At 60.3% G+C, this 25,279-nt stretch carries 30 protein-coding genes, 1 tRNA gene and 1 riboswitch; of the genes, 19 read left to right on the plus strand and 12 right to left on the minus strand.

The genetic code is table 11. From position 1 onward, the window contains the following. Nucleotides 1-475 precede the first annotated feature (475 nt). From GOX53_RS07315 to GOX53_RS07355, 9 genes are all read left to right on the plus strand, one after another. Nucleotides 476-733: a hypothetical protein gene (locus tag GOX53_RS07315; protein WP_171174912.1), complete on the plus strand. Its 258-nt coding sequence runs from the start codon at nucleotides 476-478 to the stop codon at nucleotides 731-733. 102 nt (nucleotides 734-835) lie between these two features. Next, on the plus strand, nucleotides 836-1,060 hold the full coding sequence (locus GOX53_RS07320; protein ID WP_171174914.1) for an AlpA family transcriptional regulator: 225 nt from the start codon (nucleotides 836-838) through the stop codon (nucleotides 1,058-1,060). Between the two features lie 134 nt (nucleotides 1,061-1,194). Then, nucleotides 1,195-1,419, plus strand: a complete 225-nt coding sequence (locus GOX53_RS07325; RefSeq protein WP_171174916.1) for a hypothetical protein — start codon at nucleotides 1,195-1,197, stop codon at nucleotides 1,417-1,419. Nucleotides 1,420-1,602: 183 nt separating this feature from the next. After that, complete coding sequence (locus GOX53_RS07330; protein WP_171174918.1) at nucleotides 1,603-2,370, plus strand: hypothetical protein; 768 nt, start codon at nucleotides 1,603-1,605, stop codon at nucleotides 2,368-2,370. Between the two features lie 12 nt (nucleotides 2,371-2,382). Beyond that, nucleotides 2,383-2,766, plus strand: a complete 384-nt coding sequence (locus GOX53_RS07335) for a hypothetical protein (protein ID WP_171174920.1) — start codon at nucleotides 2,383-2,385, stop codon at nucleotides 2,764-2,766. After that, nucleotides 2,766-3,152, plus strand: coding sequence for a hypothetical protein (locus GOX53_RS07340; RefSeq protein WP_171174922.1), 387 nt, complete (start codon nucleotides 2,766-2,768; stop codon nucleotides 3,150-3,152). The genes GOX53_RS07335 and GOX53_RS07340 overlap by 1 nt, the downstream gene beginning before the upstream one ends. A gap of 24 nt (nucleotides 3,153-3,176) precedes the next feature. Then, nucleotides 3,177-3,575, plus strand: coding sequence for a hypothetical protein (locus GOX53_RS07345; protein ID WP_171174924.1), 399 nt, complete (start codon nucleotides 3,177-3,179; stop codon nucleotides 3,573-3,575). A gap of 79 nt (nucleotides 3,576-3,654) precedes the next feature. Beyond that, a complete protein-coding gene (locus GOX53_RS07350; RefSeq protein WP_171174926.1) occupies nucleotides 3,655-4,149 on the plus strand; it encodes a hypothetical protein in 495 nt (164 codons plus the stop codon). Nucleotides 4,150-4,376: 227 nt separating this feature from the next. After that, on the plus strand, nucleotides 4,377-6,110 hold the full coding sequence (locus GOX53_RS07355) for a M4 family metallopeptidase (RefSeq protein ID WP_171174928.1): 1,734 nt from the start codon (nucleotides 4,377-4,379) through the stop codon (nucleotides 6,108-6,110). Between the two features lie 319 nt (nucleotides 6,111-6,429). Here GOX53_RS07355 and GOX53_RS07360 read toward each other — a convergent pair. Then, nucleotides 6,430-6,505, minus strand: a tRNA-Lys gene (locus GOX53_RS07360). Nucleotides 6,506-6,715: 210 nt separating this feature from the next. Here GOX53_RS07360 and dapF point away from each other — a divergent pair. The 3 genes from dapF to GOX53_RS07375 all read left to right on the plus strand — a co-directional run bounded on the left by dapF (nucleotide 6,716) and on the right by GOX53_RS07375 (nucleotide 9,328). Continuing rightward, the gene (dapF, locus tag GOX53_RS07365; RefSeq protein ID WP_171174930.1) at nucleotides 6,716-7,558 is read left to right on the plus strand and encodes a diaminopimelate epimerase; all 843 of its coding nucleotides are present in this window, start codon (nucleotides 6,716-6,718) and stop codon (nucleotides 7,556-7,558) included. Continuing rightward, nucleotides 7,555-8,811: a tRNA (N(6)-L-threonylcarbamoyladenosine(37)-C(2))-methylthiotransferase MtaB gene (gene mtaB, locus GOX53_RS07370; RefSeq protein ID WP_171174932.1), complete on the plus strand. Its 1,257-nt coding sequence runs from the start codon at nucleotides 7,555-7,557 to the stop codon at nucleotides 8,809-8,811. The genes dapF and mtaB overlap by 4 nt, the downstream gene beginning before the upstream one ends. Before the next feature lie 130 nt (nucleotides 8,812-8,941). Then, nucleotides 8,942-9,328 (plus strand): hypothetical protein, encoded by a 387-nt coding sequence (locus GOX53_RS07375; protein WP_171174934.1) that lies wholly within the window; start codon nucleotides 8,942-8,944, stop codon nucleotides 9,326-9,328. Nucleotides 9,329-9,507: 179 nt separating this feature from the next. Here GOX53_RS07375 and GOX53_RS07380 read toward each other — a convergent pair whose 3' ends face one another. From GOX53_RS07380 to GOX53_RS07395, 4 genes are all read right to left on the minus strand, one after another. Continuing rightward, the gene (locus tag GOX53_RS07380) at nucleotides 9,508-10,299 is read right to left on the minus strand and encodes a cytochrome c1 (RefSeq protein WP_171174936.1); all 792 of its coding nucleotides are present in this window, start codon (nucleotides 10,297-10,299) and stop codon (nucleotides 9,508-9,510) included. Nucleotides 10,300-10,317: 18 nt separating this feature from the next. Next, nucleotides 10,318-11,649, minus strand: a complete 1,332-nt coding sequence (gene petB, locus GOX53_RS07385) for a cytochrome b (protein WP_171174938.1) — start codon at nucleotides 11,647-11,649, stop codon at nucleotides 10,318-10,320. 12 nt (nucleotides 11,650-11,661) lie between these two features. Beyond that, on the minus strand, nucleotides 11,662-12,222 hold the full coding sequence (petA, locus tag GOX53_RS07390) for a ubiquinol-cytochrome c reductase iron-sulfur subunit (RefSeq protein ID WP_171174940.1): 561 nt from the start codon (nucleotides 12,220-12,222) through the stop codon (nucleotides 11,662-11,664). A 336-nt stretch (nucleotides 12,223-12,558) separates the two neighbouring features. After that, on the minus strand, nucleotides 12,559-12,993 hold the full coding sequence (locus GOX53_RS07395; protein WP_217351701.1) for a GFA family protein: 435 nt from the start codon (nucleotides 12,991-12,993) through the stop codon (nucleotides 12,559-12,561). Nucleotides 12,994-13,266: 273 nt separating this feature from the next. Between GOX53_RS07395 and GOX53_RS07400 the strand changes: the two genes are divergently transcribed. Continuing rightward, the gene (locus GOX53_RS07400; protein WP_171174942.1) at nucleotides 13,267-13,713 is read left to right on the plus strand and encodes a cytochrome c family protein; all 447 of its coding nucleotides are present in this window, start codon (nucleotides 13,267-13,269) and stop codon (nucleotides 13,711-13,713) included. A 128-nt stretch (nucleotides 13,714-13,841) separates the two neighbouring features. Here GOX53_RS07400 and GOX53_RS07405 read toward each other — a convergent pair whose 3' ends face one another. Continuing rightward, the gene (locus GOX53_RS07405) at nucleotides 13,842-14,456 is read right to left on the minus strand and encodes an FMN-binding negative transcriptional regulator (RefSeq protein ID WP_171174943.1); all 615 of its coding nucleotides are present in this window, start codon (nucleotides 14,454-14,456) and stop codon (nucleotides 13,842-13,844) included. Nucleotides 14,457-14,517: 61 nt separating this feature from the next. After that, a riboswitch (FMN riboswitch) is annotated at nucleotides 14,518-14,714 on the plus strand. Nucleotides 14,715-14,787: 73 nt separating this feature from the next. Between GOX53_RS07405 and GOX53_RS07410 the strand changes: the two genes are divergently transcribed. The 5 genes from GOX53_RS07410 to cobO all read left to right on the plus strand — a co-directional run bounded on the left by GOX53_RS07410 (nucleotide 14,788) and on the right by cobO (nucleotide 18,774). Beyond that, complete coding sequence (locus GOX53_RS07410; protein ID WP_171174945.1) at nucleotides 14,788-15,228, plus strand: 6,7-dimethyl-8-ribityllumazine synthase; 441 nt, start codon at nucleotides 14,788-14,790, stop codon at nucleotides 15,226-15,228. A 140-nt stretch (nucleotides 15,229-15,368) separates the two neighbouring features. Beyond that, nucleotides 15,369-16,469 (plus strand): chorismate synthase, encoded by a 1,101-nt coding sequence (gene aroC, locus GOX53_RS07415; RefSeq protein ID WP_171174947.1) that lies wholly within the window; start codon nucleotides 15,369-15,371, stop codon nucleotides 16,467-16,469. Then, the gene (locus GOX53_RS07420) at nucleotides 16,462-17,127 is read left to right on the plus strand and encodes an HD domain-containing protein (protein ID WP_254446499.1); all 666 of its coding nucleotides are present in this window, start codon (nucleotides 16,462-16,464) and stop codon (nucleotides 17,125-17,127) included. The genes aroC and GOX53_RS07420 overlap by 8 nt, the downstream gene beginning before the upstream one ends. Before the next feature lie 53 nt (nucleotides 17,128-17,180). Beyond that, complete coding sequence (locus GOX53_RS07425) at nucleotides 17,181-18,116, plus strand: DMT family transporter (RefSeq protein WP_171174949.1); 936 nt, start codon at nucleotides 17,181-17,183, stop codon at nucleotides 18,114-18,116. A gap of 58 nt (nucleotides 18,117-18,174) precedes the next feature. Continuing rightward, nucleotides 18,175-18,774 (plus strand): cob(I)yrinic acid a,c-diamide adenosyltransferase, encoded by a 600-nt coding sequence (gene cobO, locus GOX53_RS07430; RefSeq protein WP_171174951.1) that lies wholly within the window; start codon nucleotides 18,175-18,177, stop codon nucleotides 18,772-18,774. Nucleotides 18,775-18,882: 108 nt separating this feature from the next. On the opposite strand, the gene GOX53_RS07435 is transcribed toward cobO, so the two are convergent. The 3 genes from GOX53_RS07435 to GOX53_RS07445 form a co-directional block, all read right to left on the minus strand. After that, a complete protein-coding gene (locus tag GOX53_RS07435; RefSeq protein ID WP_171174953.1) occupies nucleotides 18,883-19,248 on the minus strand; it encodes a hypothetical protein in 366 nt (121 codons plus the stop codon). 109 nt (nucleotides 19,249-19,357) lie between these two features. Then, complete coding sequence (locus tag GOX53_RS07440) at nucleotides 19,358-20,308, minus strand: AraC family transcriptional regulator (protein ID WP_171174954.1); 951 nt, start codon at nucleotides 20,306-20,308, stop codon at nucleotides 19,358-19,360. 159 nt (nucleotides 20,309-20,467) lie between these two features. Continuing rightward, a complete protein-coding gene (locus tag GOX53_RS07445; RefSeq protein WP_171174957.1) occupies nucleotides 20,468-21,757 on the minus strand; it encodes a cytochrome-c peroxidase in 1,290 nt (429 codons plus the stop codon). Between the two features lie 63 nt (nucleotides 21,758-21,820). Here GOX53_RS07445 and GOX53_RS07450 point away from each other — a divergent pair, with 63 nt between their 5' ends. After that, the gene (locus tag GOX53_RS07450; RefSeq protein WP_171175577.1) at nucleotides 21,821-22,264 is read left to right on the plus strand and encodes a tetratricopeptide repeat protein; all 444 of its coding nucleotides are present in this window, start codon (nucleotides 21,821-21,823) and stop codon (nucleotides 22,262-22,264) included. Between the two features lie 51 nt (nucleotides 22,265-22,315). On the opposite strand, the gene dctP is transcribed toward GOX53_RS07450, so the two are convergent. From dctP to GOX53_RS07465, 3 genes are read right to left on the minus strand one after another with little or no spacing between them, the layout of a single operon-like run. After that, nucleotides 22,316-23,377 carry a TRAP transporter substrate-binding protein DctP gene (gene dctP, locus GOX53_RS07455; RefSeq protein ID WP_171174959.1) on the minus strand — a complete coding sequence of 354 codons (1,062 nt, stop codon included), beginning with the start codon at nucleotides 23,375-23,377 and terminating at the stop codon, nucleotides 22,316-22,318. A 32-nt stretch (nucleotides 23,378-23,409) separates the two neighbouring features. Continuing rightward, nucleotides 23,410-24,699: a TRAP transporter large permease gene (locus tag GOX53_RS07460; protein WP_171174961.1), complete on the minus strand. Its 1,290-nt coding sequence runs from the start codon at nucleotides 24,697-24,699 to the stop codon at nucleotides 23,410-23,412. Further along, nucleotides 24,699-25,268 carry a TRAP transporter small permease gene (locus GOX53_RS07465; protein ID WP_171175578.1) on the minus strand — a complete coding sequence of 190 codons (570 nt, stop codon included), beginning with the start codon at nucleotides 25,266-25,268 and terminating at the stop codon, nucleotides 24,699-24,701. The genes GOX53_RS07460 and GOX53_RS07465 overlap by 1 nt, the downstream gene beginning before the upstream one ends. Nucleotides 25,269-25,279: the final 11 nt, after the last annotated feature.

The following is a 25,279-nucleotide window of genomic DNA, read 5'->3' on the forward strand; positions in this document are numbered from 1 at the left end:
AGGTAACGTTACATAGGCGGCCAGCGGTCGATCATACGATAGATAATGTAACAGGTGCAGAGCAGATGTCGGATAATCAAGGTGACGAACATGCGTTCAACGTCGAACACATGTGGTGCCAGATGGGACTTTCCCTGCCGGTGGCACAGGGTTTCGCGACAGACATTGATTGGATTACTCAGCGGTACCGACCTAACGACCGCAAGATGACGAAACTTCCCGCAAAAGAATGCAAGACAATCTATCGGAAACTCGACAAAGCGGTCACTTCGCTGCGGGACCAGATTTCAGACCTTCCAACGTCCATAAGATGGGAACTGGAAGAAGCTGGCATGGTCAACGAACCCGCAGACTATTTTGAGAATGCAATAGGCGCCGACCACGAAGGGCTGGATTACGGCGAATATCTCATAGACGTCTTGAAGGAGACCCTGCCCAACTTCCACTTGCTAGTCGGGGAGCCTTGGAGGGTCACATGCGCCCACGCGCCAGACCCAAGCAAAACGAGAACCTTGAAGAAACCATCAAACGTCTTGGCGCTGTGTTTGAACGCTATTCAGGCCGCAAACCGATGGACTCATACTGGTATAATGATCTTGATGAAGAGCGCCCCTACAAGGGATCATTTTTCGATTTTCTGTTTTTGTTCTTCTGGGTGGATGACGCGCAAAGAAATCCATCGGTGCACGCCATCGGGAATGTAGCTCGACGCTTGTTTGGCCATAAAAAATAGGGGTGTCATAAATGGACAGGTTTTGGGCCATTTATGACATTAGACCGGGCCGAATCTACGCTGCATATTGCCTGCAACGAAACGAAATGCAGCGAGGCGACCATGCAAGCACAGATTGACCCAGACTACTTCGACCGGCTTATCGATGAAAAAGAAGCCGCCAACTACCTCTGTTATTCCGTGCGGGCTTTGCAGAACTGGCGCGTGCGCGGCGGCGGGCCGATGTTTGTAAAAGTGTCTGGTCGTTCTGTCCGCTACACCCGCCGCGATCTGCAAAAGTGGATTGCTGGTAAGCGGGTCGCCAATACCAGCACCGCACCTTCCTGACATTCGAGTTTTGCCCGCTCAGAGTTGGCAGCGCTGAGCGGGATTTTGGGGCCGGATGGCTCTCAGGGGCGTGGGGTGTCGCCACCTCGCGCCCTTTTTGCGTCTGCCGACAGGTTCAATGAAAGGAGTTCACAGTGACACAACAACCTGCCTTCAAGTTCAAAATCGGACTGATCACCGCAACGATCTGGGACAATGACGGCTTTTTCTCCGTCGACATTTCCCGCTCGTACAAGACGGTGGAGGGTGACTGGCGCACCACCAGCGCTTTCTCTCACAATGATCTGCTCAACGTCGCCAAATGCGCCGAACGGGCAGAAAACTGGATTTCCCGGAAGCAGGCAGCAGCCAGCCAATGACATCCGCCGGGCTCTCAGCCCGGCCCCAAAACAAATGCTGCCCCGCCGGAGGCACCATTGAAGGGCGCTTTGGCGCCCGTCCACTTTCCAAACCTCAACCAAATCGCGCGGCGTCCGCCGACAGAGGGGGGTGTTTGTAGCACCCCCCTCTGGAAATACGAGAACCCAAGGAGACCCAACCAAATGCATGTCGTTCATCGTGGCTTCGATACCATTGCCCTTTCAGTACAGGCCAATATTTCGTCGGAATTATTCGAGCTTCTGAACACCGAACGGGAGAGAGCCGAAGAAAACCGTGCGCAAGTTCCGGTTACGTACGGCGGCGCTGATTTTGATCTCTTGCCCTATGGTGGCAATGGCTATCGCTTTATCCTGAAAGGCGGGCCACTGGACGTCACATGGTTCTTCAAAAAGCCGAATGCACGTGACCCTTGGGGAATCCGAATCTCAGTAGGCTCGACGCTTCTGGCAACACAGGGCCTTGGCTATGCTCGCGCCTACATCGACAAGACACTCACCCGCCTTAGCGTCCGCTTTGAGGCGCATCAGGTGAGCATCGCCCGAGTGGATTTCTGCGTTGATATCTTGGCACCCAGCTTTGAGTTGGCCCCCGAGAACTTCGTTATTCACAGCCACGCCAACCGAGCCGACTATCTTGCATCGCAAGATGATGTGCGCAGCAACGGCAAGTCAGGCCGGTTCACGTCGGTCACGTTCACCAAGAAAGACGGCACCGAGCGCGTTATGCGTGTCCAGCCCGCCGCCCTGCGCCAGCACGTCAAGGGCGAGGTGGCGTCAGAGGCGGCACGCAAGGCCATTATGACCCGCGCCCGCCGTCACCCCCACCTGCTGCCCGTCTGGGACGCTGAGGCCCGCGCTGCAAGGTCTGTGAACCTCGCGACCGTCACCCGGATCGCGGCAGACGGCCACATTTATCACTTCCCAAACTGAAAAGGAGTTCCCATGAAACCCGTAACCCGACGCACATTTGTCACTACGGTGCCTGCACTTGTCGCAGCCGTGCCTGTTACTGCCGGACAGGCTCTACCGACTGAGACCAGAGACCCGCACTGCGCATGGCACGCCGAATGGAAGGCGATTATTGACGAGTTCTTGGCCTCCCGAGTCGATTGGGAGGACGATGATCCCCGGCAGTTGCGCAAGCTGGAATTGCAGGAACAGCTTTGCCGTGTGCCCGCCAAAACTCTGGACGGAGTACTGGCGCAAGCGGAATTCGCAGCCTCGGAAGCATGGGGCATGGTGGACGGTTCGTTCTGTCCCGATGACGCCGTTCTCATGAACAACATTGTCCGGACTTTGCGGGCGCTGAGCCGGAGGGCGGTCTGATGGAAGCGCAAGCAACCGTACCATCCCTTTCTGAGCGGATCGCAACCGCACTTCCTGCCACACCAATTCTGGCGCTCTATCCTCGCTGGGTCGAAGCGGTGGCCGAAGTCAAGGCCGCGAATAATGAAGCTGCACGCCTATGTGCCATATCCGAGGCGGCTGGGCAAAAACCTGGTCCCGCTGACAAGGACTTTGAAGCGCGGGTGATTGAACCAGCCTATGACCGCCTGACAGCCATCGAGGATGAAATCACTGACCTTGAGGCCCGCTGCGGTGAGGACTTGGCCGTAAAGGTCGCAGTTACCCACCGCGTGCGCGGCGTCTGGTGTGATGACCAGATAGACGGCTTGGTTTCTGACGCGAACAAGCTGCTTGAGCGCGCCTGAGAAAGGAGACAACCCCATGAAGAAATGAACCGCCGCACCGCCCTGACGGCCCTGTGCGCCGCTCCTGCGGCCTCTCTGCCCGCTCTGGCTGCGACCGAAGAAACCCCCATTGGCCGCTTGTACGCCCGGCTGTCCGCTCTCTACCCCGAATATGACCGGCTCATTGATGAGAATGGCGAGGTGTTTGAAGCTGCGCGGGCTGCTGGCAATGAGGACGCAAGCGGCATTGCCGAGGACCACAACGAAACGGTTGGCCCTGTCCGTGATAACGTCACCGACCTTGAGGACCGGATTATGAACCAAGACTGCGTGACCCTTCGGGACGTGGCAATAAAGGTTCACCTCCTGATCCGCTGTGACGGCTTCTGGGAGGACGAGCATGCGAAAGTCATGGAGGCGGACGCCCTGCGCCTCCTGAATTAGACAAAACACATTGAATTTCACAACGGGAGGGCGCCGGTATTTCAGCGCGCCCTCTTCCGGAATTACCCGGAGACTCAACATGAATTTTTATCCCCGTAACCGACGTTGGTCGGACCAGTTTTTACCTGAAATCAAAAGCATCATCGGCACTCACATTATTCGGGCTGCCCCTGATCCCCTCGACCACTTCCAGGCAACCGACCTCGTGATGCTGGACGCCAAGGACATGCGCATTGCAGCGAGAGTGAGGCGTCACGGCTACGCAGAGCGCTACCCCCACCAGTTCACCATTCGCGCAAAGGTGCCCTCTGGCGTCGAAACCGAGCTGTCCAAAATTGTGAATGGCAACGGCGACTGGCTGTTCTACGGGCACGCTAGACCGGACGGGCAATCGCTCAACAGTTGGCAACTCATCGACCTGAGAGCCTTCCGGGCTGCGCTCATCCGGCACGGCTCCAACGGCACGTTCATCCGCATGGGCGACAAGCAGAACCCGGACGGGACGTGCTTCAAGTGGTTCGATGTACGGTCGTTTCCGCAAAGCCCGCCGCTCGTTCTGGCAAGCTCTCAGTAAGTGGAAGTGATCGTTTCGCTGTTCGGTCGGTATGATGATGAACGTGCGCTTGATCAGCCCCAAAGGGGGGAGTCCGAATAGCGAGCGCTAAACCCGGAGGTAATTTTATGATATTCTTGTCGAGCACTACCAGAAGAAGACATTACGCCGGTATAACCGGAACTATGTGACCTGACGTTCGCAAAAGGTCCAACTCATTTGAAAACAGAAGATTTGGAGGACTAGATATGGCCGCCAAGTATAAAACCTTTACATTCAATGCCGCTGGCGCTCCTTCGGAGTCGTCCCTTGCTGCTCCCACCGGTTTGCAAGCTGCCCTCGCAGACGGTTCTCAAGAAGCAGTTGGGGGACCGCCCTCCGAGTCCCCCGTTTTTCAATCCGACGAGATGGCCGCACGGTATTATGCCAAACAACTGCTGGTATCCGCTAAGGATTCCGAACTCACTGACGTCATTGCGCCCGAGGACACCTCGACCACACCCGGCCTCGTACTAACCCGGGCAGAAGAACTGCCCGCCGCGGGTGCACGCTCTGTGCATTTCGAGCAACAGGCCCGAGGCATTCCTGTCTTCGGTACCAATGCCGTGGTCGAATTGGAGGCATACAGCCGACGGCTCAACTCCTTCGACGCAGTACTCACCAACTCCCCGGATGTCTCGCCTGTGGCAACACTCAGCGCCGCACAAGCCCTTGACAGCATCAGGGCTTTTTCAGGAGCGACTCTTGAAGCAGTAGAGGTCGAAGCCCCGGTGCTTTGCTACTTTGCCACTCAGGACGGCGGCGACTGGCACCTAACATTTCACTTCAAGAGCGTGCCCGGCGCACCTCGTGAAACCGTAGATGCACTCTCTGAGGGCCATGGCCATGGCATAGGCCCGTCTCCGCGCGAGCACTTTCTAATGTTCGATTACCTGGTCGACGCCCATTCCGGGGAGATTGTTTATTACTTTAGTTCTCAGCCGTTCCTCGACATACCTGTCCTCTGCCAGGGTGACGACGATATCGGTATTCAGCGCGACTTTCACGGTAGAACCAACGGTAACGGCTTTGAAATGGTCGACCCGCTGCGAAACATTGAAACTTTCGACCACAGTCTCAATGACATCACCTCCCCGCCAACCGCCACTCCCATCGACAGTGCGGCTACCGATTTCATGAGCAGCAATCCTGCCGGTGTGAGTGCGCACTTTCATGCGACTTTGGTCTTCGACTTCTTCAACAATGTTTTGAAGCGCAATGGAATTGATGGCAAAGGCATGCGCCTCATCTCTATGGTGAATTGTACCTATTCACAGCATAGCCCCCCTCCAGTCTGGAAGAATGCGGTCTGGTGGAACAAACGCATGTGGTATGGACAAACCCAAAACTCCACGGGCCAGTTCGAAAGTTACGCACGCCATCTGGATGTTATCGCGCATGAATTGAGTCATGGCGTCACCGAAACTACAAGCAATCTTGTCTATCGGGACGAATCAGGCGCTCTGAACGAGTCTTTCAGCGACATCTTCGGAATACTGGTTAAGAATTGGTATCCCGACGAGCCAAAACCCTTGAGAAACTGGAATTGGGAACTCGGGTCCGGGCTAGGTAATGGCGGTTTGCCGCTCCGTGATATGGAGAACCCAGCCCGCACCGGCGATCCCGATCACTGGTCGCAACGCCGACATATCGGAACGCCATTCGACAATGGCGGAGTACACATCAACAGCAACATTCACAACAAGGCTGCCTACAATCTATTCAATTCACAGGATGCGAACGGAGATCCTTTGTTGCAGCCAGGCGAGACAGGCTTGCTTTACTACCTGACACTCACTCGCTTGTCGCGCATGGCAACTTTCCGCGACTGTCGGCGCACCCTGCGTTCTGCCGCCCTAACATACTTTAGAGGCGATCCTGCTAAATCCGCGGATGTGCAAGCCGCAATCAATTCGGCATATGCAAGTGTTGGAATCGTCTGACACTGTATGAAATCACCGGCACGGATTTAAATCTCCAAGCGCGGTAAGTGTGCCTGCACTATTGGCGCCGCTTTTTGCTGCATTTTGTTGCATTTTGCTGGCAAAGTAGGTACGCGCTCCGCGTCCACTTTTGAAGGGTTAAGTGGCTTTTTTGCTGGTTTCAGCTAGTTGTCGGGGAGGAGCGAATAACTGGTGCACATCGAAGTTAGCATACCCAAAGGCCTCGGCAAACGCGGAATATTTGTCCCCCATGTGTCCCCCAGACAAGAAATCGCATCGGGATGGCAGCGTTGTGGTTCTTGTAAGTCATTGAAAACAGTGGTGAGCCGTGCAGGATTCGAACCTGCGACCCACTGATTAAAAGTCAGTTGCTCTACCAACTGAGCTAACGGCCCACTTCTGTGTCGGATCACTCGATCCGTGGCGCTCTCTAAGGCATTTTGCCGGGTGGGTTCAAGACCTTATTTCGCACCTCGTGCCGCCCTAGTTTTCCAACCGTCCAGCGACCCGATAGGCGGCCTAATTAGGGAGCACACGGAGGGGGGTCAAGACCTTTTTTCAGAAATCTCGGCCGCAGGGTGGATTCGCCCCCGGAGCAGCGCTATATGCCCGCCATGCAACGCCAGACGGATACCGGTTTGCCCCTGATGAAGATGCACGGGCTGGGCAATGACTTTGTCATTGTCGACGCGCGCGCGCAGGAGATCGGGATCACCCCGGCTCTGGCGCGGGGAATAGCCCATCGGCAGTTCGGGGTCGGGTTCGATCAGCTGACGGTGATCGAGAACGGTACCGGGGACGCGCATCTGGTGTTCTACAATGCCGACGGCTCGACCTCCGCCGCTTGCGGCAATGCAACGCGCTGCGTGGCGCGACATCTGATGGAGGAGACCGGCAAGACCGAGTTGCTCCTGACCACCGAGCGGGGCGCGCTGATGGCGCGGGATGCGGGCGACGGGCTGACCTCGGTCAATATGGGGGCACCGCAGCTCGACTGGCGCGAGATCCCACTAGCCGAAGAGGTGGACACGCTGGAACTGCCCATCGAAGGGGGCCCGACGGCCACCGGAATGGGCAACCCGCACTGCACCTTCTTTGTCGAGGATGCCGAGGCGATCCCGCTGGAAGAGTTCGGCGCCCGCTACGAATACCACCCGCTCTATCCTCAGCGCACCAACGTGCAGGTCGCACAGCTCATCGGCCCCGATCACATCCGCATGCGGGTGTGGGAGCGGGGCGTGGGCATCACGCTGGCCTCCGGCTCTTCCTCCTGCGCTACGGCCGTTGCCGCCGCCCGACGGGGGCTTACCGGGCGCAAGGTACAGATCGACCTCGACGGCGGCACGCTCTGGATCGATTGGCGCGAGGATGGGGTCTGGATGACCGGCCCGACCATGCATGTCTTCTCCGGCACCCTGACCCGGGAATTTCTGGAGAGCCTCAGATGAGCGCGCCCAAATTCACCACGCTGGGCTGCCGTCTCAACGCCTATGAGACCGAGGCGATGAAGGAGCTGTCGGCGCAGGCAGGCCTCACCGACGCCGTGATCGTGAACACCTGCGCGGTGACCTCCGAAGCGGTGCGCAAGGCGCGGCAGGAGATCCGCAAGCTGCGCCGCGAAAACCCGGATGCGCGCCTGATCGTGACCGGTTGCGCCGCGCAGACGGAACCCCAGACCTTCGCCGCCATGGATGAGGTCAACGCGGTCATCGGCAACACCGAAAAGATGCAGCCCGAGACCTGGACCGGCATGGCCGCCGATTTCATCGGCGAAACCGAGGCGGTGCAGGTCGACGACATCATGTCGGTCACCGAGACCGCCGGGCATCTCATCGACGGGTTCGGCACCCGCTCGCGCGCCTATGTGCAGGTCCAGAACGGCTGCGACCACCGCTGCACCTTCTGCATCATCCCCTATGGCCGCGGCAACTCGCGCAGCGTCCCTGCAGGCGTGGTGGTGGATCAGATCAAGCGCCTGGTGGATCGCGGCTATAACGAGGTGGTGCTGACCGGGGTCGACCTGACCTCATGGGGCGCCGACCTGCCGGCGCAACCCCAACTGGGCGATCTGGTCATGCGCATCCTGAAACTAGTGCCCGACCTGCCGCGCCTGCGCATCAGCTCGATCGACTCGATCGAGGTGGATGACAACCTGATGCAGGCCATCGCCACCGAGCCGCGCCTGATGCCGCATCTGCACCTCAGCCTGCAACATGGCGACGACCTGATTCTGAAACGGATGAAACGCCGCCACCTGCGCGACGACGCCATCCGCTTTGCCGAAGACGCGCGCAAGCTGCGGCCTGAGATGACCTTTGGCGCCGATATCATCGCCGGGTTCCCCACCGAAACCGAGGCGCATTTCGAGAACTCGCTGAAGCTGGTCCGGGACTGCAACCTGACCTGGCTGCACGTGTTCCCCTACTCGCCCCGCTCCGGCACGCCCGCCGCGCGGATGCCGCAGGTGAACGGCAAGGCCATCAAGGAGCGCGCCGCCCGGCTGCGCGCCGAGGGCAACCGGCAAGTGCAAAACCACCTCAGCGCCCAGATCGGCAAGACCCATCGCATCCTGATGGAAAACCCGCATATGGGCCGGACCGAGCAGTTTGCCGAGGTGCAGTTCGGCTCGCCCAAGGCCGAAGGCGCGGTGATCGAGGCGCTGGTGACAGGAACGGATGCGACCTCCCTGCGCGCGGCCTGAGCCTTTGCGGGGGCGGTTGTATACCCCCGGATGACACCCCATATTCCCGCACGACAGGCCGAATATTTGGCCGCTTTGACGTGTTATGGTATTTGATAGTGATTATTTGTGTGAAAATTGGACAAAAAGTATGAAGCCACAGTTATTGGTTGCGACCCTCATCTGTACATTTGCCGCAAGCGGCACATTCGCAGACACGCTGCCCGAGGGACGGTGGAGCGTTGATATCAAATCAAAATACCCGTTCACCCTGCAATTGCAGACCCGAAACGGACAGGCCTCGATCCCGGACGGACGGGTCGGGGAAAGCACCGCAACCCGAGTCTCCACTTTGGCCGCCAAGGGCAGAACCCTGGTTGTCGATGTCGATTTTACCGGGGGCCGGTGCGGGGCGAACTCCAAGGGCCGGCTGGCCCTGAAACGAAACGACAAGGGCAAGTGGAACGGCACCTGGAGCGGCCATTGCGCAAGCAACGGGGCCAAGTTCAACGCCAAGGCGCGCGCCAGCTCGCCATAGCGACCCCTGACTTAGGGTGTTTCGGGAACACGCTGACACATCCCTGATCGCCAATGTCCCAAGAGCGCGACGGGGTATTGGCGCTTCAAGCTTCCCCGAAACGCCATTGGCGCACACCGGCGGAAAGAAAAAACCCCGCGCCGGGTAAGCGCGGGGTCATCTGTTCAGCACTTTGACGGTTAGTGCTTCTTGCCCTTCACCGGCGCCCAGAGACGCTTGTTGGTGAGGTACAGCAGCACCGACAAGATGGTCAGGAAGATCACCCCGATAAAACCGGCCTGCTTGCGTGCCATCATCTTGGGCTCGGCGGCCCACATCAGGAACGCGGCAACGTCCTGCGACATGGCTTCGACGGTCGCCTCGTGACCGTCCGCGAACTCGACCTGCTCATCGAACAGCGGCGGCGCCATCGAGATCCAGCCACCGGGGAAGGCGGAGTTCTCGTAGAGGATGGTGCCAGCCTCTTCCTTTTCCTCACCGGTATAGCCGTCCAGCAGCGAGGCGATGTATTCCGCGCCGCCCATGCCCTTGAACAGCTGGTTGATGCCCAGACCGGCAGGCCCGTGGAAGCCCGCACGCGCCTTGGCCATCATGCTCAGGTCGGGCGCACCGGCAGCGGTGTTGGCCGGGAAGTGATCGGTCGGGCGTGCCTCGCGGTCATCGTCCAGTTCGGGGTCGAAAACGGTAAAGTTCTCGGCCGCATAGGCGCGCACCTGATCCTCGGGCAGGCCCACGCCACCCTCATCCGACAGCGTGCGCAGCGGAACGTATTGCAGACCGTGGCAGGCCGCGCAGACCTCGGTATAGATCTGCAGACCGCGTTGCAGCTGGTTCTGGTCGTATTTGCCGAACGGCCCCTCGAACGAGAACTGGAAGTCCTCGATATGCTGCTCGCCGCCGCCTGCCGCGAACGACGCGGCAGGGGTCAGAGCCAGGGCAAAAGCGGCACCGATTGCAAGTTTCTTCAACATGGTTTCCGGTCCCTCTTCTTACTCGGCGGGCGTGGCGTCGCCGCCAGCCTTGCCATAATGCGCATTGAAGTCTTCCTCGATGGTCTCCGGCTGCGCGGTGGGCTTCTCGATCACGCCCAGGATCGGCAGGATCACGAAGAAATAGGCGAACCAGTAGGCCGAGGCGATCAGCGACCAAGTCGCAAAAGGCTCCTCGGCGGGCATCGCCCCCAGCCACATCAGGGCGAAGAAATCGAAGATCAGCAGGTAGAACCACCATTTGAACATCGGACGGTACTTGCCCGAACGCACGGTCGAGGTGTCCAACCACGGCGCCAGCGCCATGGCCAGGATCGCACCGAACATCGCCAGAACTCCAAAGAACTTGGCGTCGATGATGCCGCCGGTGATGAAGCTGGCGAACTGAACGACCCAGACCTCACCGGTAAAGGCCCGCAGGATCGCGTAGAACGGCAGGAAGTACCATTCGGGCACGATGTGTGCAGGCGTGACCAGCGGGTTGGCCTCGATGTAGTTGTCCGGGTGGCCCAGATAGTTCGGCATGTAGCCGACGATGGCCCAGAAGACGACCAGAATAACGGCCAGTGCGAACACGTCCTTGATCACGAAATACGGCCAGAACGGCAGCGTGTCCTTCTCGGCCTCGGCTTTCGAGCCGCGGCGAACCTCAACACCGGTGGGGTTGTTGTTGCCGGTCGAATGGAAGGCCCAGATATGCACCACCACCAGCGCCGCAATCACGAAGGGCAGCAGGTAGTGCAGCGAGAAGAAGCGGTTCAGCGTGGCGTTGTCCACGGCAGGCCCGCCCAGCAGCCAGGTCTGGATCGATTCTCCGATGAACGGGATCGCGCCAAACAGGCCGGTGATCACGGTCGCACCCCAGAAGGACATCTGCCCCCAGGGCAGCACGTAACCCATGAAGGCGGTGCCCATCATGCACAGATAGATCAGCATGCCGATGATCCACGTGATCTCGCGCGGGGACTTGTACGAGCCGTAGAACAGGCCGCGGAAGATGTGGATATAGACCGCGACAAAGAACAGCGAGGCGCCGTTCATGTGCAGGTAGCGCAGCATATAGCCGCCATTCACGTTGCGCATGATGTGCTCGATGCTGGCAAAGGCCATATCAACATGCGGCGTGTAGTGCATCACCAGAATGATGCCGGTGACGATTTGCAGCACCAGGCAGAACGCCAGGACGATGCCCCAGATCCACCACCAGTTCAGGTTCTTGGGCGTGGGGATCATAAGGGTGTCATACAGCAGGCCGACGATGGGCAAGCGGCTGTGCAGCCACTTCTCGCCACCCGTCTTCGGTTCGTAGTGGTCGTGCGGAATACCGGACATGAGCGCGTCTCCTTATCCCAGCTTGATGGTAGTTTCGTCGACGAACTCGGCGACCGGAACGAACAGGTTCTCAGGCGCGGGCCCTTTGCGGATGCGGCCCGAGGTGTCGTAGTGCGAGCCATGGCAGGGGCAGAACCAGCCGTGGAAGTCGCCTGCGCCATCACCCAGCGGCACACAGCCCAGATGGGTACACACACCCATCATCACCAGCCACTCACCGGCCTCGTCCAGGCTGCGGTTCTCGTCCGCGGCATCCAGACCCGGCTTGTTGGCGTTGCGGTCTTCCTGGTCCGGCAGTTCCGACAACTCGACCGCGCGGGCTTCGTCGATCTCTTCCTGGGTCCGGCGGCGAATGAACACCGGCTTGCCCAGCCACTTCACGGTGATCTGGGTGCCAACCTCGATGTCCGACACGTCAACGCGAATCGAGGACAGCGCCTGAACGTCCGCCGACGGGTTCATCTGGTTGACCAGAGGCCAGACGGCGGCCCCCGTTGCTACTACACCTGCGCCACCCGTGACATAGTAGAGGAAATCTCTGCGGGTGCCTTCGTGGTCTTCTGCGTGGGACACGAGGTTTTCTCCGATTCCAGCGCCCGAGCCCGGGCAAACATGCATGTGCGCCGCACGAATGCGGTGACTCATCAGCGGGTATCTATCCGGGAGAAATCGGTTCGTCCAGCGGTCATAGGCGCGCACTACGCCGCATGTGCGCATTCATGTCGCAACGCAGACACAGAATTTCAAGACGACGACCATCCGAAAGTCCCCGATTTGCGCCTCAACCCCGCTATTTAACCCGCATTCCAGCCCCAAATTCCGGACGATTCGGAGACATCAGAACCACCCCGGCACACCCTTCAAACGAGAGGCAGTACATTGAACGGTGCGACCTGGCTGGGCTCAAACCTATTCCGGTGCAGCGCCTGCATCCTCATGCGGCGGATCCCAAGGTTGGGCTTCTTCCTGAAATACCGAGAAACCGACATCAAACATCGACGGGTCGTCGAGCGTCGCTGCATGGAAATAGCGCCGTTCAGGAAAGCGCTCGGTGCGGCTCATCAGCGGCGACCCACAATGAGGGCAAAACCCGCTATAGGTAGCGGCCCCCGAGTCGCTCACCCCTTTGTATTCCTTGATATCGCCTTCGATCTTCACCGAGTCGAGCGGCAGTGCAAACGCCGAGGCATGTCCCGATCCCGTTGCGCGCTGGCATTTCCTGCAATGGCAGTTAAAGGAGAACTCGATATCCGCGTCACTGGCATAGCGGACAGAACCGCAGGCACATCCACCGCTCAATTTGCCTTTCATCTCCAAAACCTTTCGAAACAGCATCGGTGTCATTCAATTCCCCATCATAACAGCAGAATACCGGGCTGCGCAGGCGCAGATCCTGCGCCTTGATTATGAGGACGGGTCAATCCTTTGGTGCGAGGGGTCGAGTTAACGGCGTTCAGTGCGATGTAATTGACAATCGAGGGCTGTTTCCATTTCATCTAAAACATTAATTTTAAGCTATATTTCTTTATCTCAGGCCACAAACAATTTCACCTTGCACTTTCTGCGCGAATGCCGATAACCCGCCCGACGCGCGAACTCCACCAACGGAGAGTCTACATGACAAGGAACACTCTGGCCGCCCTCTTCCTGACGCTGGTCACCACGGCTCAGACACAGGCGGCGGGCGATCCCGACCGGGGCAAGGCGCTCTACTCGCGCTGCGTCTCATGCCACGCGATCATCAAGGATGGCGAGGTTCTGGTGAAGGGCGGCATCACCGGCCCCAACCTCTACGGCGTGGTTGGCCGGGTCGCGGGCACCGAATACGACTATCTCAACGGCAGCGAGCGGCTGCCCATCGGCATGTTCACCGATGATATGATCCGCGCCGGGCAAGAGGGGTTGGTCTGGACCGAGGACAACATCGCCGCCTACGCTGCCGATCCCATCGGTTTCATCCGCGCGTTCCTGAACGACGACACCGCCCGCCCCAACATGAGCGTCAAATTGAAAAAGGGCGCAGCCGACATCGCGGCCTATCTGACCACATTCAGCCCGGAATAGAGCCTGATTCACATCCAGATCTCGGGCGCCCAAAGCGCTTTACGTTTGATTTGAACCGGAATACGCTACCTCTCCCTTAGGTCGAACGCGCATTCCGGTGAACGTATCTCAGATAAAACGCAAAACGCCTAATCCCCGCGCATCAGCGCGGCCAGGGCGCCCAGCTCGGCCCCGACACCTCCGGCCTCGATCTGCCTCGCCGCCGCAAGCCGCACGTCGTCCGGCTTGTTCTGGTTCAGCTTCCAGGTCCCCTGCACGTCATCGACGCGCATCCGGCAGGGCACGATCATCCGCATCATCCGCTCCAATGCCTCCGGCGTCATCTTGGCGCTGACCCAGGGGGTTTTGGGCAGCAGCCGCGCCTCGAAATGGGCCGACAGGCGGTCCAGCAGATCCCGCAACTCCATTTGCGGGCGCAGTTCCAGCTCTCCGGCCAGATGCACCGCGACATAATTCCAGGTCGGCACCTGATCCGGCACCCCGTACCAGTCGGGCGAAACATAGCCGTCCGGCCCGCTGACCGCGATCCGGGCCGGTGCCGGTGCCTTCAGCGCCCGAACGATGGGATTCGACCGCATCAGATGCAGCTCGGCCAGCGTCCCGTCCTCAGACAGCAAAAACGGCACATGGCTGATCAGCGGCGCCCCGTCACCTGCGACCGCCAGCACACCAAACCCCCGGTCCCGGGCAAACGCCTCACACCGCGCGCGTGCCTCACCGCGAAAGATCGGGTTGGGATGCATCGTTTCTCTCCTCTGTCCTGACATCGCTCTTGCAGATCGCGGCATGGCTTGGCAAGCTCGCTTTCGTTCTCAGGGCGGGGCGGAATTCCCCACCGGCGGTATGCGGGGCGTGACCTCGTAAGCCCGCGAGCGGCTTTCCCGCGTCCACGATCCGAAAAGTGGGAACCGGTTTTCGGATCGTGGAGCCAGCGAAAAGTGTCAGCAGATCTGGTGAGAGGCCAGAGCCGACGGTCACAGTCCGGATGAAAGAGAACGCGCAAGCCACGCCGGAAACCCGGCGGGCGGGCCCGTGATCGCCTTGGGTGACGTGTCAAACCTAAAGGAGTTCACGATGACACACACCCGCTATGCCTTCGTCAAAGCCAACTGGCATTCCGATATCGTCGACCGCGCACTCGACGGCTTTCTCGACCTCATTCCGCCCGACCAGGTCGATATATTCGACGTCCCCGGCGCGTTCGAGATGCCGCTGCTGGCCCGCGATTTGGCCCAGACCGGCACATACGCCGCTATCGCCTGCGCCGCCTTCGTGGTGGATGGCGGCATCTATCGCCACGACTTCGTAGCCCAGGCCGTGGTCGATGGCCTGATGCGCGCCGGGCTCGATACCGGCATTCCGGTACTTTCGGTCTCGCTGACCCCGCACCAGTATCAGGAGACGGATCATCACAACGCGATCTACCGCGCGCATTTCGTGGAAAAAGGCCGCGAAGCCGCCCGCACCGCGCTCCAGATCACCGAAACCAGATCCAAACTGCTGAAGGCGGCCTGATCTTCATCTTTTCAAAAATACTCCGGGGGAGTCGCCTTCAGGCGACGGGGGCAGCGCCCCCTCCCCCACCTCCTCCAAGCAAATCCTCTTGAGGCCCAAAGCGCACCCCGCTAAGCACGACCCTCAAAGGAGCACCGCGCATGTCCATGAACAGCTTTGGCCACCTCTTCCGCGTCACCACCTGGGGCGAAAGCCACGGACCGGCGCTCGGCGCCACCGTCGACGGCTGCCCGCCGGGTGTGCCGATTGACGAAGGCATGATCCAGCACTGGCTCGACAAGCGCAAACCGGGGCAGAACAAGTTCACCACCCAGCGGCGCGAAGCGGACGCGGTGAAAATCCTGTCCGGCGTATTCGAAGGCCAGACCACCGGCACCCCGGTCCAGCTGATGATCGAAAATACCGATCAGCGCTCCAAGGACTACGGCGACATCATCGACAAGTTCCGCCCGGGTCATGCCGACATCACCTACTGGCAGAAATACGGCATCCGCGATTATCGCGGCGGTGGCCGCAGTTCGGCCCGCGAAACGGCTGCACGGGTCGCGGCAGGCGGGCTGGCGCGCGAGGCGATCAAGCAGCTTGCCCCTGATGTCCAGATCACCGGCTACATGGTGCAGATGGGGGCGTACAAAATAGACAGGGAGCGTTTTGACTGGGTACAAATCGAACAAAACCCGTTCTGGACGCCCGATGCACAGGCAGCCGAGGACTGGGCGGTGTACTTGGACGACCTGCGCAAATCCGGCAACTCGGTCGGCGCCGTGGTCGAGGTCGTCGCCCGGGGTGTCCCCGCAGGTCTCGGCGCGCCGATTTATGCCAAGTTAGACACTGATCTGGCCACCGCGATGATGTCCATAAACGCCGTCAAAGGCGTCGAGATCGGCGAAGGCATGGCCGCCGCCGAACTCACCGGCGAGGCCAATGCCGACGAGATCTTCATGGGTCCGGACGGCCCGCAATACAGCTCGAACCACGCGGGCGGTATTCTTGGCGGCATCTCAACCGGACAAGATGTAGTGGTGCGTTTCGCCGTAAAACCCACATCTTCTATCCTGACCACCCGCAAGACCATCACCAAATCGGGCGAGGAAACCGAGATCATCACCAAGGGCCGCCACGATCCCTGCGTCGGCATCCGCGCCGTGCCGGTGGGCGAAGCGATGATGGCCTGCGTGATCCTCGATCACCTGCTGCTGCATCGCGGCCAGATTGGCAAAAACCGGGGCCACATTGGCTGAGCTTCAGTCCCAGCTGCGCGAGGTCGCAAGCGCCCGCATGGCAACCGACCCGGCCCATGATCTGGCGCATCTCGACCGGGTCTGGCTCAACGCACAAGCCATTGCGGACCGTCAGGCCAACCTGCGTGTGCTGATGGCCGCCAGCTATCTGCACGATCTGGTCAACCTGCCCAAGAACGACCCCGACCGCCACCTCGCCTCGCGCCATTCGGCGGATCAGGCCGCGCCCATCCTGCGCGATCTGGGGTTCGCCCCGGCGGAAATCGAGGCCACTCAACACGCCATCGCAGCCCACAGCTTTTCGGCCCAAATCCCGCCCGAAACGCCAGAGGCGAGGATCCTGCGCGACGCCGACCGGCTGGACGCGCTCGGCGCCGTCGGCATTGCCCGCACCTTTGCAGTGGCCGGTGCGTTGGGCCGCGCGCTTTATGACCCGTCCGACCCCTTTGCCGAACACCGTCCGCTGGACGACCTGCAGTTCTCGATCGACCACTGGCGGGTCAAGCTGCTGGCTCTGCCCGAGGACATGCTGACCGAGAGGGGACGGACGCTGGCGCAGGAACGCACGGGCCGGATGCTGCGATTCCTCGAAGAATTCGCAGGCGAAATCGGCGCCATCGTCCCAACCGGATGGACGCCAGAACGAAACGGGGCCTGAAACTTTCAGGTCTCCCGTTGATCTTTGCCCAGCAAAGGCGCAGGGTCGCCGCGATGACCGTTTCCTTAACATCGCATCGACCCATGCTGGCAGTGGCGCTCAAACTGGGCGCCCTTGTTCTGTTCACGTCGATGTCGGCACTGGTCAAGGCGCTTTCGGACGAGATCCCGCCGGGAGAGCTGGTGTTCTTCCGCTCACTCTTCGCCATTCCCGTCATCGTCATCTGGCTGATTTCGCGTGGAGAATTGCGGCAAGGCTTCATCGTCAAGAAACCGATGGGCCATTTCTGGCGCGGCGTGCTGGGCACCACCGCCATGGGGCTGACCTTCACCGGCCTCGGCCTGCTGCCCCTGCCCGAGGTGACGGCCATCGGCTATGCCACCCCGATCTTCACCCTTGTCCTCGCCGCCGTGATGCTGGGTGAGCAGATCCGAATGATTCGCATAGGCGCGGTGGCAGTGGGGCTGCTGGGTGTCCTGATCATGCTCTGGCCGCGTCTGGGCAGCGGCACGATGGAAAGCGCGGCAACCATTGGCGCGCTCTGCGTGCTGGGCGCCACCATCGCCCGTGCCTTCGTCCAGATCCATATCCGGCAGCTGGTGCAGGTGGACCACCCGGCGGCCATCGTGTTCTATTTCTCCGCCACCGCCACACTGCTTTCGGGCCTGACGGTATTCTTCGGCTGGGTGGTGCCAACATGGGAGCAGGCGGCGCTGATGATCCTGACCGGGCTCGTCGGCGGGGTGGCGCAGATTCTGGTGACCTCATCCTACCGCTTCGGTCAGGCCTCGATGCTGGCACCCTATGACTACACCACCATGCTGTTCGCCATCGTCATCGGCTATATCTGGTTCGACGAATTGCCGACGGTGGTGATGCTGGCCGGTGCCGCGCTGGTCATCGCGGGCAACGTGCTGGTGATCTGGCGCGAGCATCAACTGGGGCTGGAGCGCGGCAAGGCCCGTGCGGTCACCGATCCCAAGGCCTGACCTTTACCTTTGCCGCACATCCCCTAGGTTGGGCCGGACAACGAGCGAGGATTCCCCCATGAGCGACGCGCAGGATCACAAGGAAAAGATGCAGGAGGTGCAGGCCAAGCACCGCAAGAAAGTGTCCGAGGCGGTCGATCCGGGCCGGGGTCTGTTGCTGATAAACACTGGCAAGGGCAAGGGCAAATCCTCAGCCGCCTTTGGCGTGGTCATCCGCGCGCTGGGTTGGGGGCAGAAAGTGGCCGTAGTCCAGTTCATCAAGGGCAAGTGGAAAACCGGCGAGCGCCGGTTTTTCGAAGAGCACGGGCTGGTGACCTGGCACACGATGGGCGAAGGCTTCACCTGGGACACGCAGGACCGCGAGCGCGACATCGCGGCGGCAACGGCGGCGTTCGGCAAGGCACACGAGTTGATGGAAAGCGGCAACTACGATCTGGTGGTGCTGGACGAGATCAACATCGCGCTGCGGTATGAATACCTGTCGGTGGATGCGGTTCTGGAAGGTCTCAGGGCCCGCTCGGACAAGACCAGCGTGTTCCTCACGGGTCGCGATGCACCACAGGAATTGCGCGATTATGCCGATCTGGTCACCGAAATGACCGAGGAGAAACACCCCTTCAAGGCTGGCATCAAGGCCCAGCGGGGCGTCGATTTCTGAAGGCGCCTGCCTCGCAACTACCCTGGCAGCAAAAGCAAGGCCGCGGGTCCAAGAACCCACGGCCTTACTTCATGAAAGCTCATGGTTGGCTGTTTGACCTGGCCGCGCTCAGGCCATCGCCTCCTGTTCGGGCGCGCTGAGTGAGATCACCGCAACCACCGCGGCACCGTTCAGCCAGTAGAACAAGGCGTCGAGTCCAGCAAAGCCCAACAGGCTGGGTGCCACCAGAAAGGCGATGCCCACGGTCAGATCTACCGCCAGATGGAACTTGTACGGCAGCACCCGCCAGACGCCGAGATGATGATCGGTCAGCACGGTCAGGACAAAGGCCGCTACGCCTGTCGCGACGGACAGCCACAGCGCCAGCGGGTTGGATTGGCCAAGGCCAAGAACAAAGGGCAGCCCCATCAGGGCAAATGCCACCGGATAGTCGAGATAGGCATGAATGCTACGGGTCACGAAACGAAGGGACATCTGATTTCCTTTCCTGAGTTGAGATGTCCCCAAGTTAGGAAAGGCCCGCCGAACGGTGCAGCCCAGTGCGTCCGCGATATCTTGCAGATCGTCCGGATCACCTCACGTTTCAGTGCATTGCCTTATAGGCAGCCGGAGACAGGCCGACCTGCTTCTTGAACACGCGTGAAAACGCTGCCTCGGAGGCGTAACCCACCTCTGCTGCCGCGTCCGCCACGTTCCAGCGGCTTTCGGACAGGCCGTGGCAGGCGATCTGCATGCGCCAGTTGGTCAGATACTGCATCGGCGTCACCGCCATCTTCTCGGCAAAGACCTGCGCGAAGGCGGTGCGCGACATGCCTGCCTCGCGCGCGAGACCCTCGACGCTCCAGTCCTCGGCCGGGGCGCGGTGAAAGGCGGTCAGCGCGCGTGAGATGCGCTGGTCGGCGAACCCGGCAAGGGCCGCGTCGCTGGGGCTTTGATGCTCCAGATAGGCCCGGATCGCCTGCGCGAACAGCACCTCGGACAGTTTCAGCGCGATCAGATCGGCGCCGATCCGTGCCCCGTTCACCTCGGACCCGATCATGCGCAACGTCGCCTCGATCCAGGCACCGCCCTCTTCGCCATAGTTCTCAATCACGATGAAGGGCGGCAGCCGGTCGATCAGCATATGCCCCGTGCCGCCCCGCCCCGGCGGTCCGGAAAACGAGAAATGCCCGCAGATCAACTGCGTGTCCCGTCCGTCATCGGCACCGCCATAGACCAGCACGCCGTCGCCCTTGTATCCGGCCTCCTCCAGCACCCGGTCAAGCGGCAGGGCCTCCATCGGCTGCACTTCGTTGCAGAGCAGCATATGCGCAGCACCATGGGGGATCAGGATCAGATCGCCTTGTTTCAACCGCAGCGTCTCTCCGGTCGCGGGCACGTGCACCTTGAGCTCTCCCCGCTGTACGAAGTGAAACCGGGCCACATTTTCGAAAGGCGGCACCTGAATGCCGAAAGGCGGAGTGAAGGAGGTTCGGAAGTAGAGCGTGCCCCGAAGGGACAGGCGGGTGAGAATATCGCTGAGCAGGTCCAACATGGGCTTAAGCTAGCCAAACCTGCCCGAAGGTCCACAGGACTGGACGATCTGCAAAGAGTTTTGAATGCTTGAGCATGGGTTCAAACCGTTGAGGTCGAGGTTGATTAGACCCTAAATTGGTGTTTCAGGCACCATCGCCCATCCATTACCTTTGTCAGTTCACGGTTGCAGATCCACCGGAAGTCCGCTGGGCACCTCGTTTGGGACGCCAAACGGCATGACACCCTCGGATGTGTCGGTCAGGGATTTCAGGAACGCAACAAGGGCCCCGATTTCCTCCTCCGAACGCTGGCCTATCTGGATATCCACCGCAGCCTGCTGCCGTTCCATTTCGCGCCGGTCTTGCTGCACAATGAAATCGACCTTGGTCAACTCAGGAACGTCGGGCAACACAGGGATCGTCTGCGACCATTGCGAGCGTTGTTCTTGCGGGTCGAGGTGATGGCGCACCATGTCTTCCAGGTTGCGATAGGCGCCGTTGTGACCATAAGGGGCGGTAAGCTCGACATTGCGCAACATGGGCGTTCGAAAGCGATACATGTCCTCAAGACGATCCGATTCTCCCATCCGGCCCACATCCCGCGCGATCAGGTCGAACCTGCGGGTGCGTCCGGGCCCGAATGGCGGCAGGCTGAGGGCGTGAAAACCCTGATCGCTGAGAAGCGGACCCCCGTGGCAACCACTGCACCCGGCCTTGCCGAAGAAGAGCCCCATTCCATCCTTTTCGCGGGCTGACAACGCGGTGTCGTCTCCGGCGAGGTACTGATCGAAGCGGCTGTTATGGCTTCTGAACTCCACGGCAACAAAGGCCGCCAGGGCGTTGGCGATATCGACCATGGTTACCTGTTCTGGGCTCTCGATATGGTCGAAGGCGGCCACGAACATGGCCCCATATTCCGGAATGCCGCGCACGCGCTTGGCCAGAATGGGCCACGCGTAGTCGATCCGGTCATTAACTGCCCCGGCAATCTCGTTTTCCTCCGGTTGTCCTGCCATCTCGGTGTGCGAGGTGACGGGAAACAGGGCCTGCGCGGCCAGGATCGAATTCAGCCCCTGCGGCAGCCATTCCTCGGCTGGCGTGTTGAACCCGTTGCCGAACAGAGTGTCCCGGCTGATGCGCCCATCGTGCATCAGCACCGTGATGTCCCTTGCCCCCAGGTTCCACAGGGCCGGTGCGTTTCTAGGAACCCGCCGTTCGATCCGTGCGGCGCCGATCCCGGGTGTGCGGTCGGGACCCAGACCAACGCCGCCCTCACCCAGTCCCAGCGAGAGGCCGTCCGACGACCCGAAAGCCGGGTGATGACAGGTTCCGCAGCTTATATTTCTGTTCCCGGACAGCAGTTTGTCATAAAACAGCAACTGACCAAGTTCCGCCTGCAGCGGATCGAACTGCAGAAAATCGGCGTCGGTCAGCGGTTTGGGAAGGGATTGGGCCCATGCAGTGCCCATCGACAGCGCCAGCAGTAAGGGAGCGGCGAAGTGAACAGGTTTCTGGGGGTAGCGGCGTTTGCAATGACGGGGTTCCCGGCATTTGCAGAAATCGAACAGGCCCGCGATTTGATGGAAGCCGGTGACTATCAGGCCGCCCTGGTCGAGCTGCAACCGGCGGCACGCTCGGGGAATGCCGATGCGGAAGAGCTGATCGGCGTGATGTACGCCATGGGTCTTGGCGTCGAGCGGGACGATCAGCGCGCGTTCGAGTGGTATCTGCGCAGCGCAATGAAGGGGCATCCCGGCGCGCAGTCCGGGGTGGGCTGGTATTATGAGATCGGCCGGGGAATGCCCGCCCCGGATCTGGTGCGCGCCTATATGTGGTACACCCTGTCGGCCATCGGCGGCGACCCGGACGCGGCGATCAGTCTGGAAGAGGTTATCAAGAAGATGACGCCGGAGCAGATCGATAAGGCCCATATTCTGATCGCCGATTACAAGGTCTGGATGTATCCCTTTCGATGAGGGACGGATTTGGCGGACGGCGTTTTTAGTGACACGCCATCGGCCCGGTTTTTACTGGATATCCGATGCGCGGGCGTCGTTGATATCCGCCTCAGCTGCCGCAACGGCCTCGGTCAAAGCGTTAAACGCTTCGTCACCCCGTGCGACATTGCCGGTGAACCAGTCATAGACCGGCGCAGCGGCCTCCTTGAACGCGGCCTTTTCGTCCGGCGACAGCACGTAGAGGTCACCGCCACCGGAAACGAACTCTTCATATGCGGCGATCGACTTGCGCTTGGGTGAAGCGAATGTGGCTTGTTGCAGGGCCGCAAAGCCATCCACGACCACCGTCCGAATGTCTTCGGGCATGGACATGAAAGTCTGGTTCGACATCCACCACAGGGCGCCCATATAGGCGTGTCCGTCCAAGGTCACATATTGCAGGCCGGCATCGGGGAACTTCATGCCCATGATGTCGGTGATCCCGTTCTTGGATCCCTCGACCACCCCAGTCTGGAACGAGGTGAACAGCTCCGGCCACGGGATCGGCGTGGGCGACGCTCCAAGTGCCTTGACCAGCTCCTGCGGCAGGTCGGCAACCACGGTGCGGATCTTCAACCCTTCCATGTCCGAGGGCGACTGCACCCGGCGTTTGGTGTTGGCGAAATTGCGCCAGCCACCGGTGTTGCCGATGGTCATCAGACGAATCGAGTCACCGGAATCCTCCAATGCCATCTGGCGAATCGTCCGGGTGAAATCTCCGGACAGAACGTGTTCCGCGATGCGGTCGTCCGCCATCAGATAGGGAAGGTCCAGGACCTGGACATAAGGAAACAGGCCCGCAGCACCGCCAGATGTCGAAATGTAGATGTCGACCGAGCCATCGGCGATGCCCTGCAGGCATTCCGCCCCGTTCGAACAGAGCTGCGTGCCAATGAACAGCTCAACTTCGATAGCCCCGTTCGAGGCCGCCTCGACATAGTTCTTGAACACGACCAGACCGTCATAGTCTTCATCGTTTTCGTTCGAGTTGGCGGTCGCCCGTATCTTGAAATCCGCGGCTGCGGCAGCCCCTGCGACACCGCAGGCCAGCAGCGCCGCGGTTGCGACCGTCCAGAGTTTAGATTTGAGCATTTGCGTTTCCTCCCTGTGGCTCAGATCTTGTGTCAGTTTGCAAATCCCGTCAGCGTGGGGATCGTCATGGACAGCGCCGGGAAGAAGGTGATGAGGAAGATCACCACAACCTCGACGGCGAGAAACGGCAAAATGGCGCGCGCGATGGTCGTCACCCTCTCACCTGAGACGGCAGAGGCAACGAAGAGGACCAGACCCATGGGGGGCGTCGCCAGTCCGACGGTCAGGTTCACGCACATGATGATGGCGAAGTGGATCGAGTCAACGCCCAGCCCCGTAAAGACCGGTCCCAGGATCGGCCCCAGAATGATGATTGCCGGGCCCGCATCCAGGAACATGCCGACAACGAACAGCAGCAGGTTGATCAGAAACAGCAGCAGCAACGGATTTTCTGTCAGCGTCAGTATGAAATCGGCGAGGATTTCCGGCGCGTGGCTCAGGCTGACAACGGTCTTGAACGAGACCGCGGCGCCCACCAGCAACAGCACGACAGACGACGTCAGACCCGCGCGGCCCAGAACATCCGGCAATTCGCTCAACTTCAGGGTCTTGAGAACAAAGAGGCCGATCACCAACGCGTAGGCAACGGCAACCGCGGCAGCCTCGGTCGGAGTAAAGACGCCCAGCAGGATACCGCCCAGAATGATGATCGGTGTCAGCAGGGGAAAGAATGCGCTCAGACTGGCCTGTCCGCGCTCGCTCCATGTGTATTTGCGTGTTGCGACGGGAAAGTCGTACTTGTCTGCCATGACCTTGATGACCACCATCAGGCCGATCCCGACCATCAGACCCGGCACCATCCCGGCCAGAAATAGGGCGGCGACACTTTCACCCATCACGTAGGCGTAGATGATCATGATGCCCGATGGCGGTATGATCGGGCCGATCACCGAACTGGCTGCGGTGATCGCTGCGGCGAACCGGCGGGTGTAGCCCTGTTTCTCCATCGCCGGGATCAGCATCGACCCCAGCGCCGAGGTATCGGCAACAGCCGAGCCGGAGAGACCCGCGAACAGGATCGAGGACAGGACGTTCACATGCGCCAGACCGCCGCGCAGGTGCCCCATCAGGGCCTGTGCGAATTCCACCAAACGCATCGTGATCCCGCCACGATTCATCAACTCACCCGCGAGCATGAAGAACGGGATGGCCATTAGCGGGAAGCTGTCCATGCCGTTGTAAAGATTGCGATAAAGCAGGGTCAGGTCACGTTCCTGACCGCTCAGCCATAGCAGGATGCCGGGCGCGGCCAGAAGGCCGAAAAACACCGGCAGACCGATGATCAGAAAGAACAGAAACAGCGGGAGGAACCAGATCAACATCACTCGGCCCTCTGCATCTGATCATCGTTTTGCCCAAGCGGTGGCAGGTCGTATCCCAACAAGGTGAGCAGGCGATGCAGGATCAGCTCGATATTCACCAGTATGAGCAGGGCGAGACCCACCACCAGAGATGCCATCATCCAGCTTCGCGGCAGGCGGAACCATTCGTCAAACCCAAGGGATAGTGGGAGATAGAGCGATGCGGTGGCAAAGCGGCCTCCGATGCCGTTCACCTCGGACCATCCTATCCGGATCGCGATGATCAGGACAACCAAAGACACGGCCAGCAGGACGATCTGAAGCGCATTCAAGACCTTGGATGGCAGCAGCGCGTCGATCGTGTCCAAAGCGACAAACCCGCCCTGCCGAAAGGCGGTCGGCGCCATCAAACCGGTCATCCACAACATGCAAAACCGAGCGGCCTCATCCGGCCAGGGGAGTGCGTTGTTGAGCAGATACCGGAACACCACCTGTATCAGAATGACCGCGACCATCACCGCGATGGCGGCAACACCGATTGCGCGACCTAACCGCAAAAGCTGGTCGTTTACGACGGCCAGTACGGCCATCCCTTTTATCA

The sequence above is a fragment of the Ruegeria sp. HKCCD8929 genome (assembly GCF_013031405.1).
Taxonomy (GTDB): Bacteria; Pseudomonadota; Alphaproteobacteria; order Rhodobacterales; family Rhodobacteraceae; genus Ruegeria.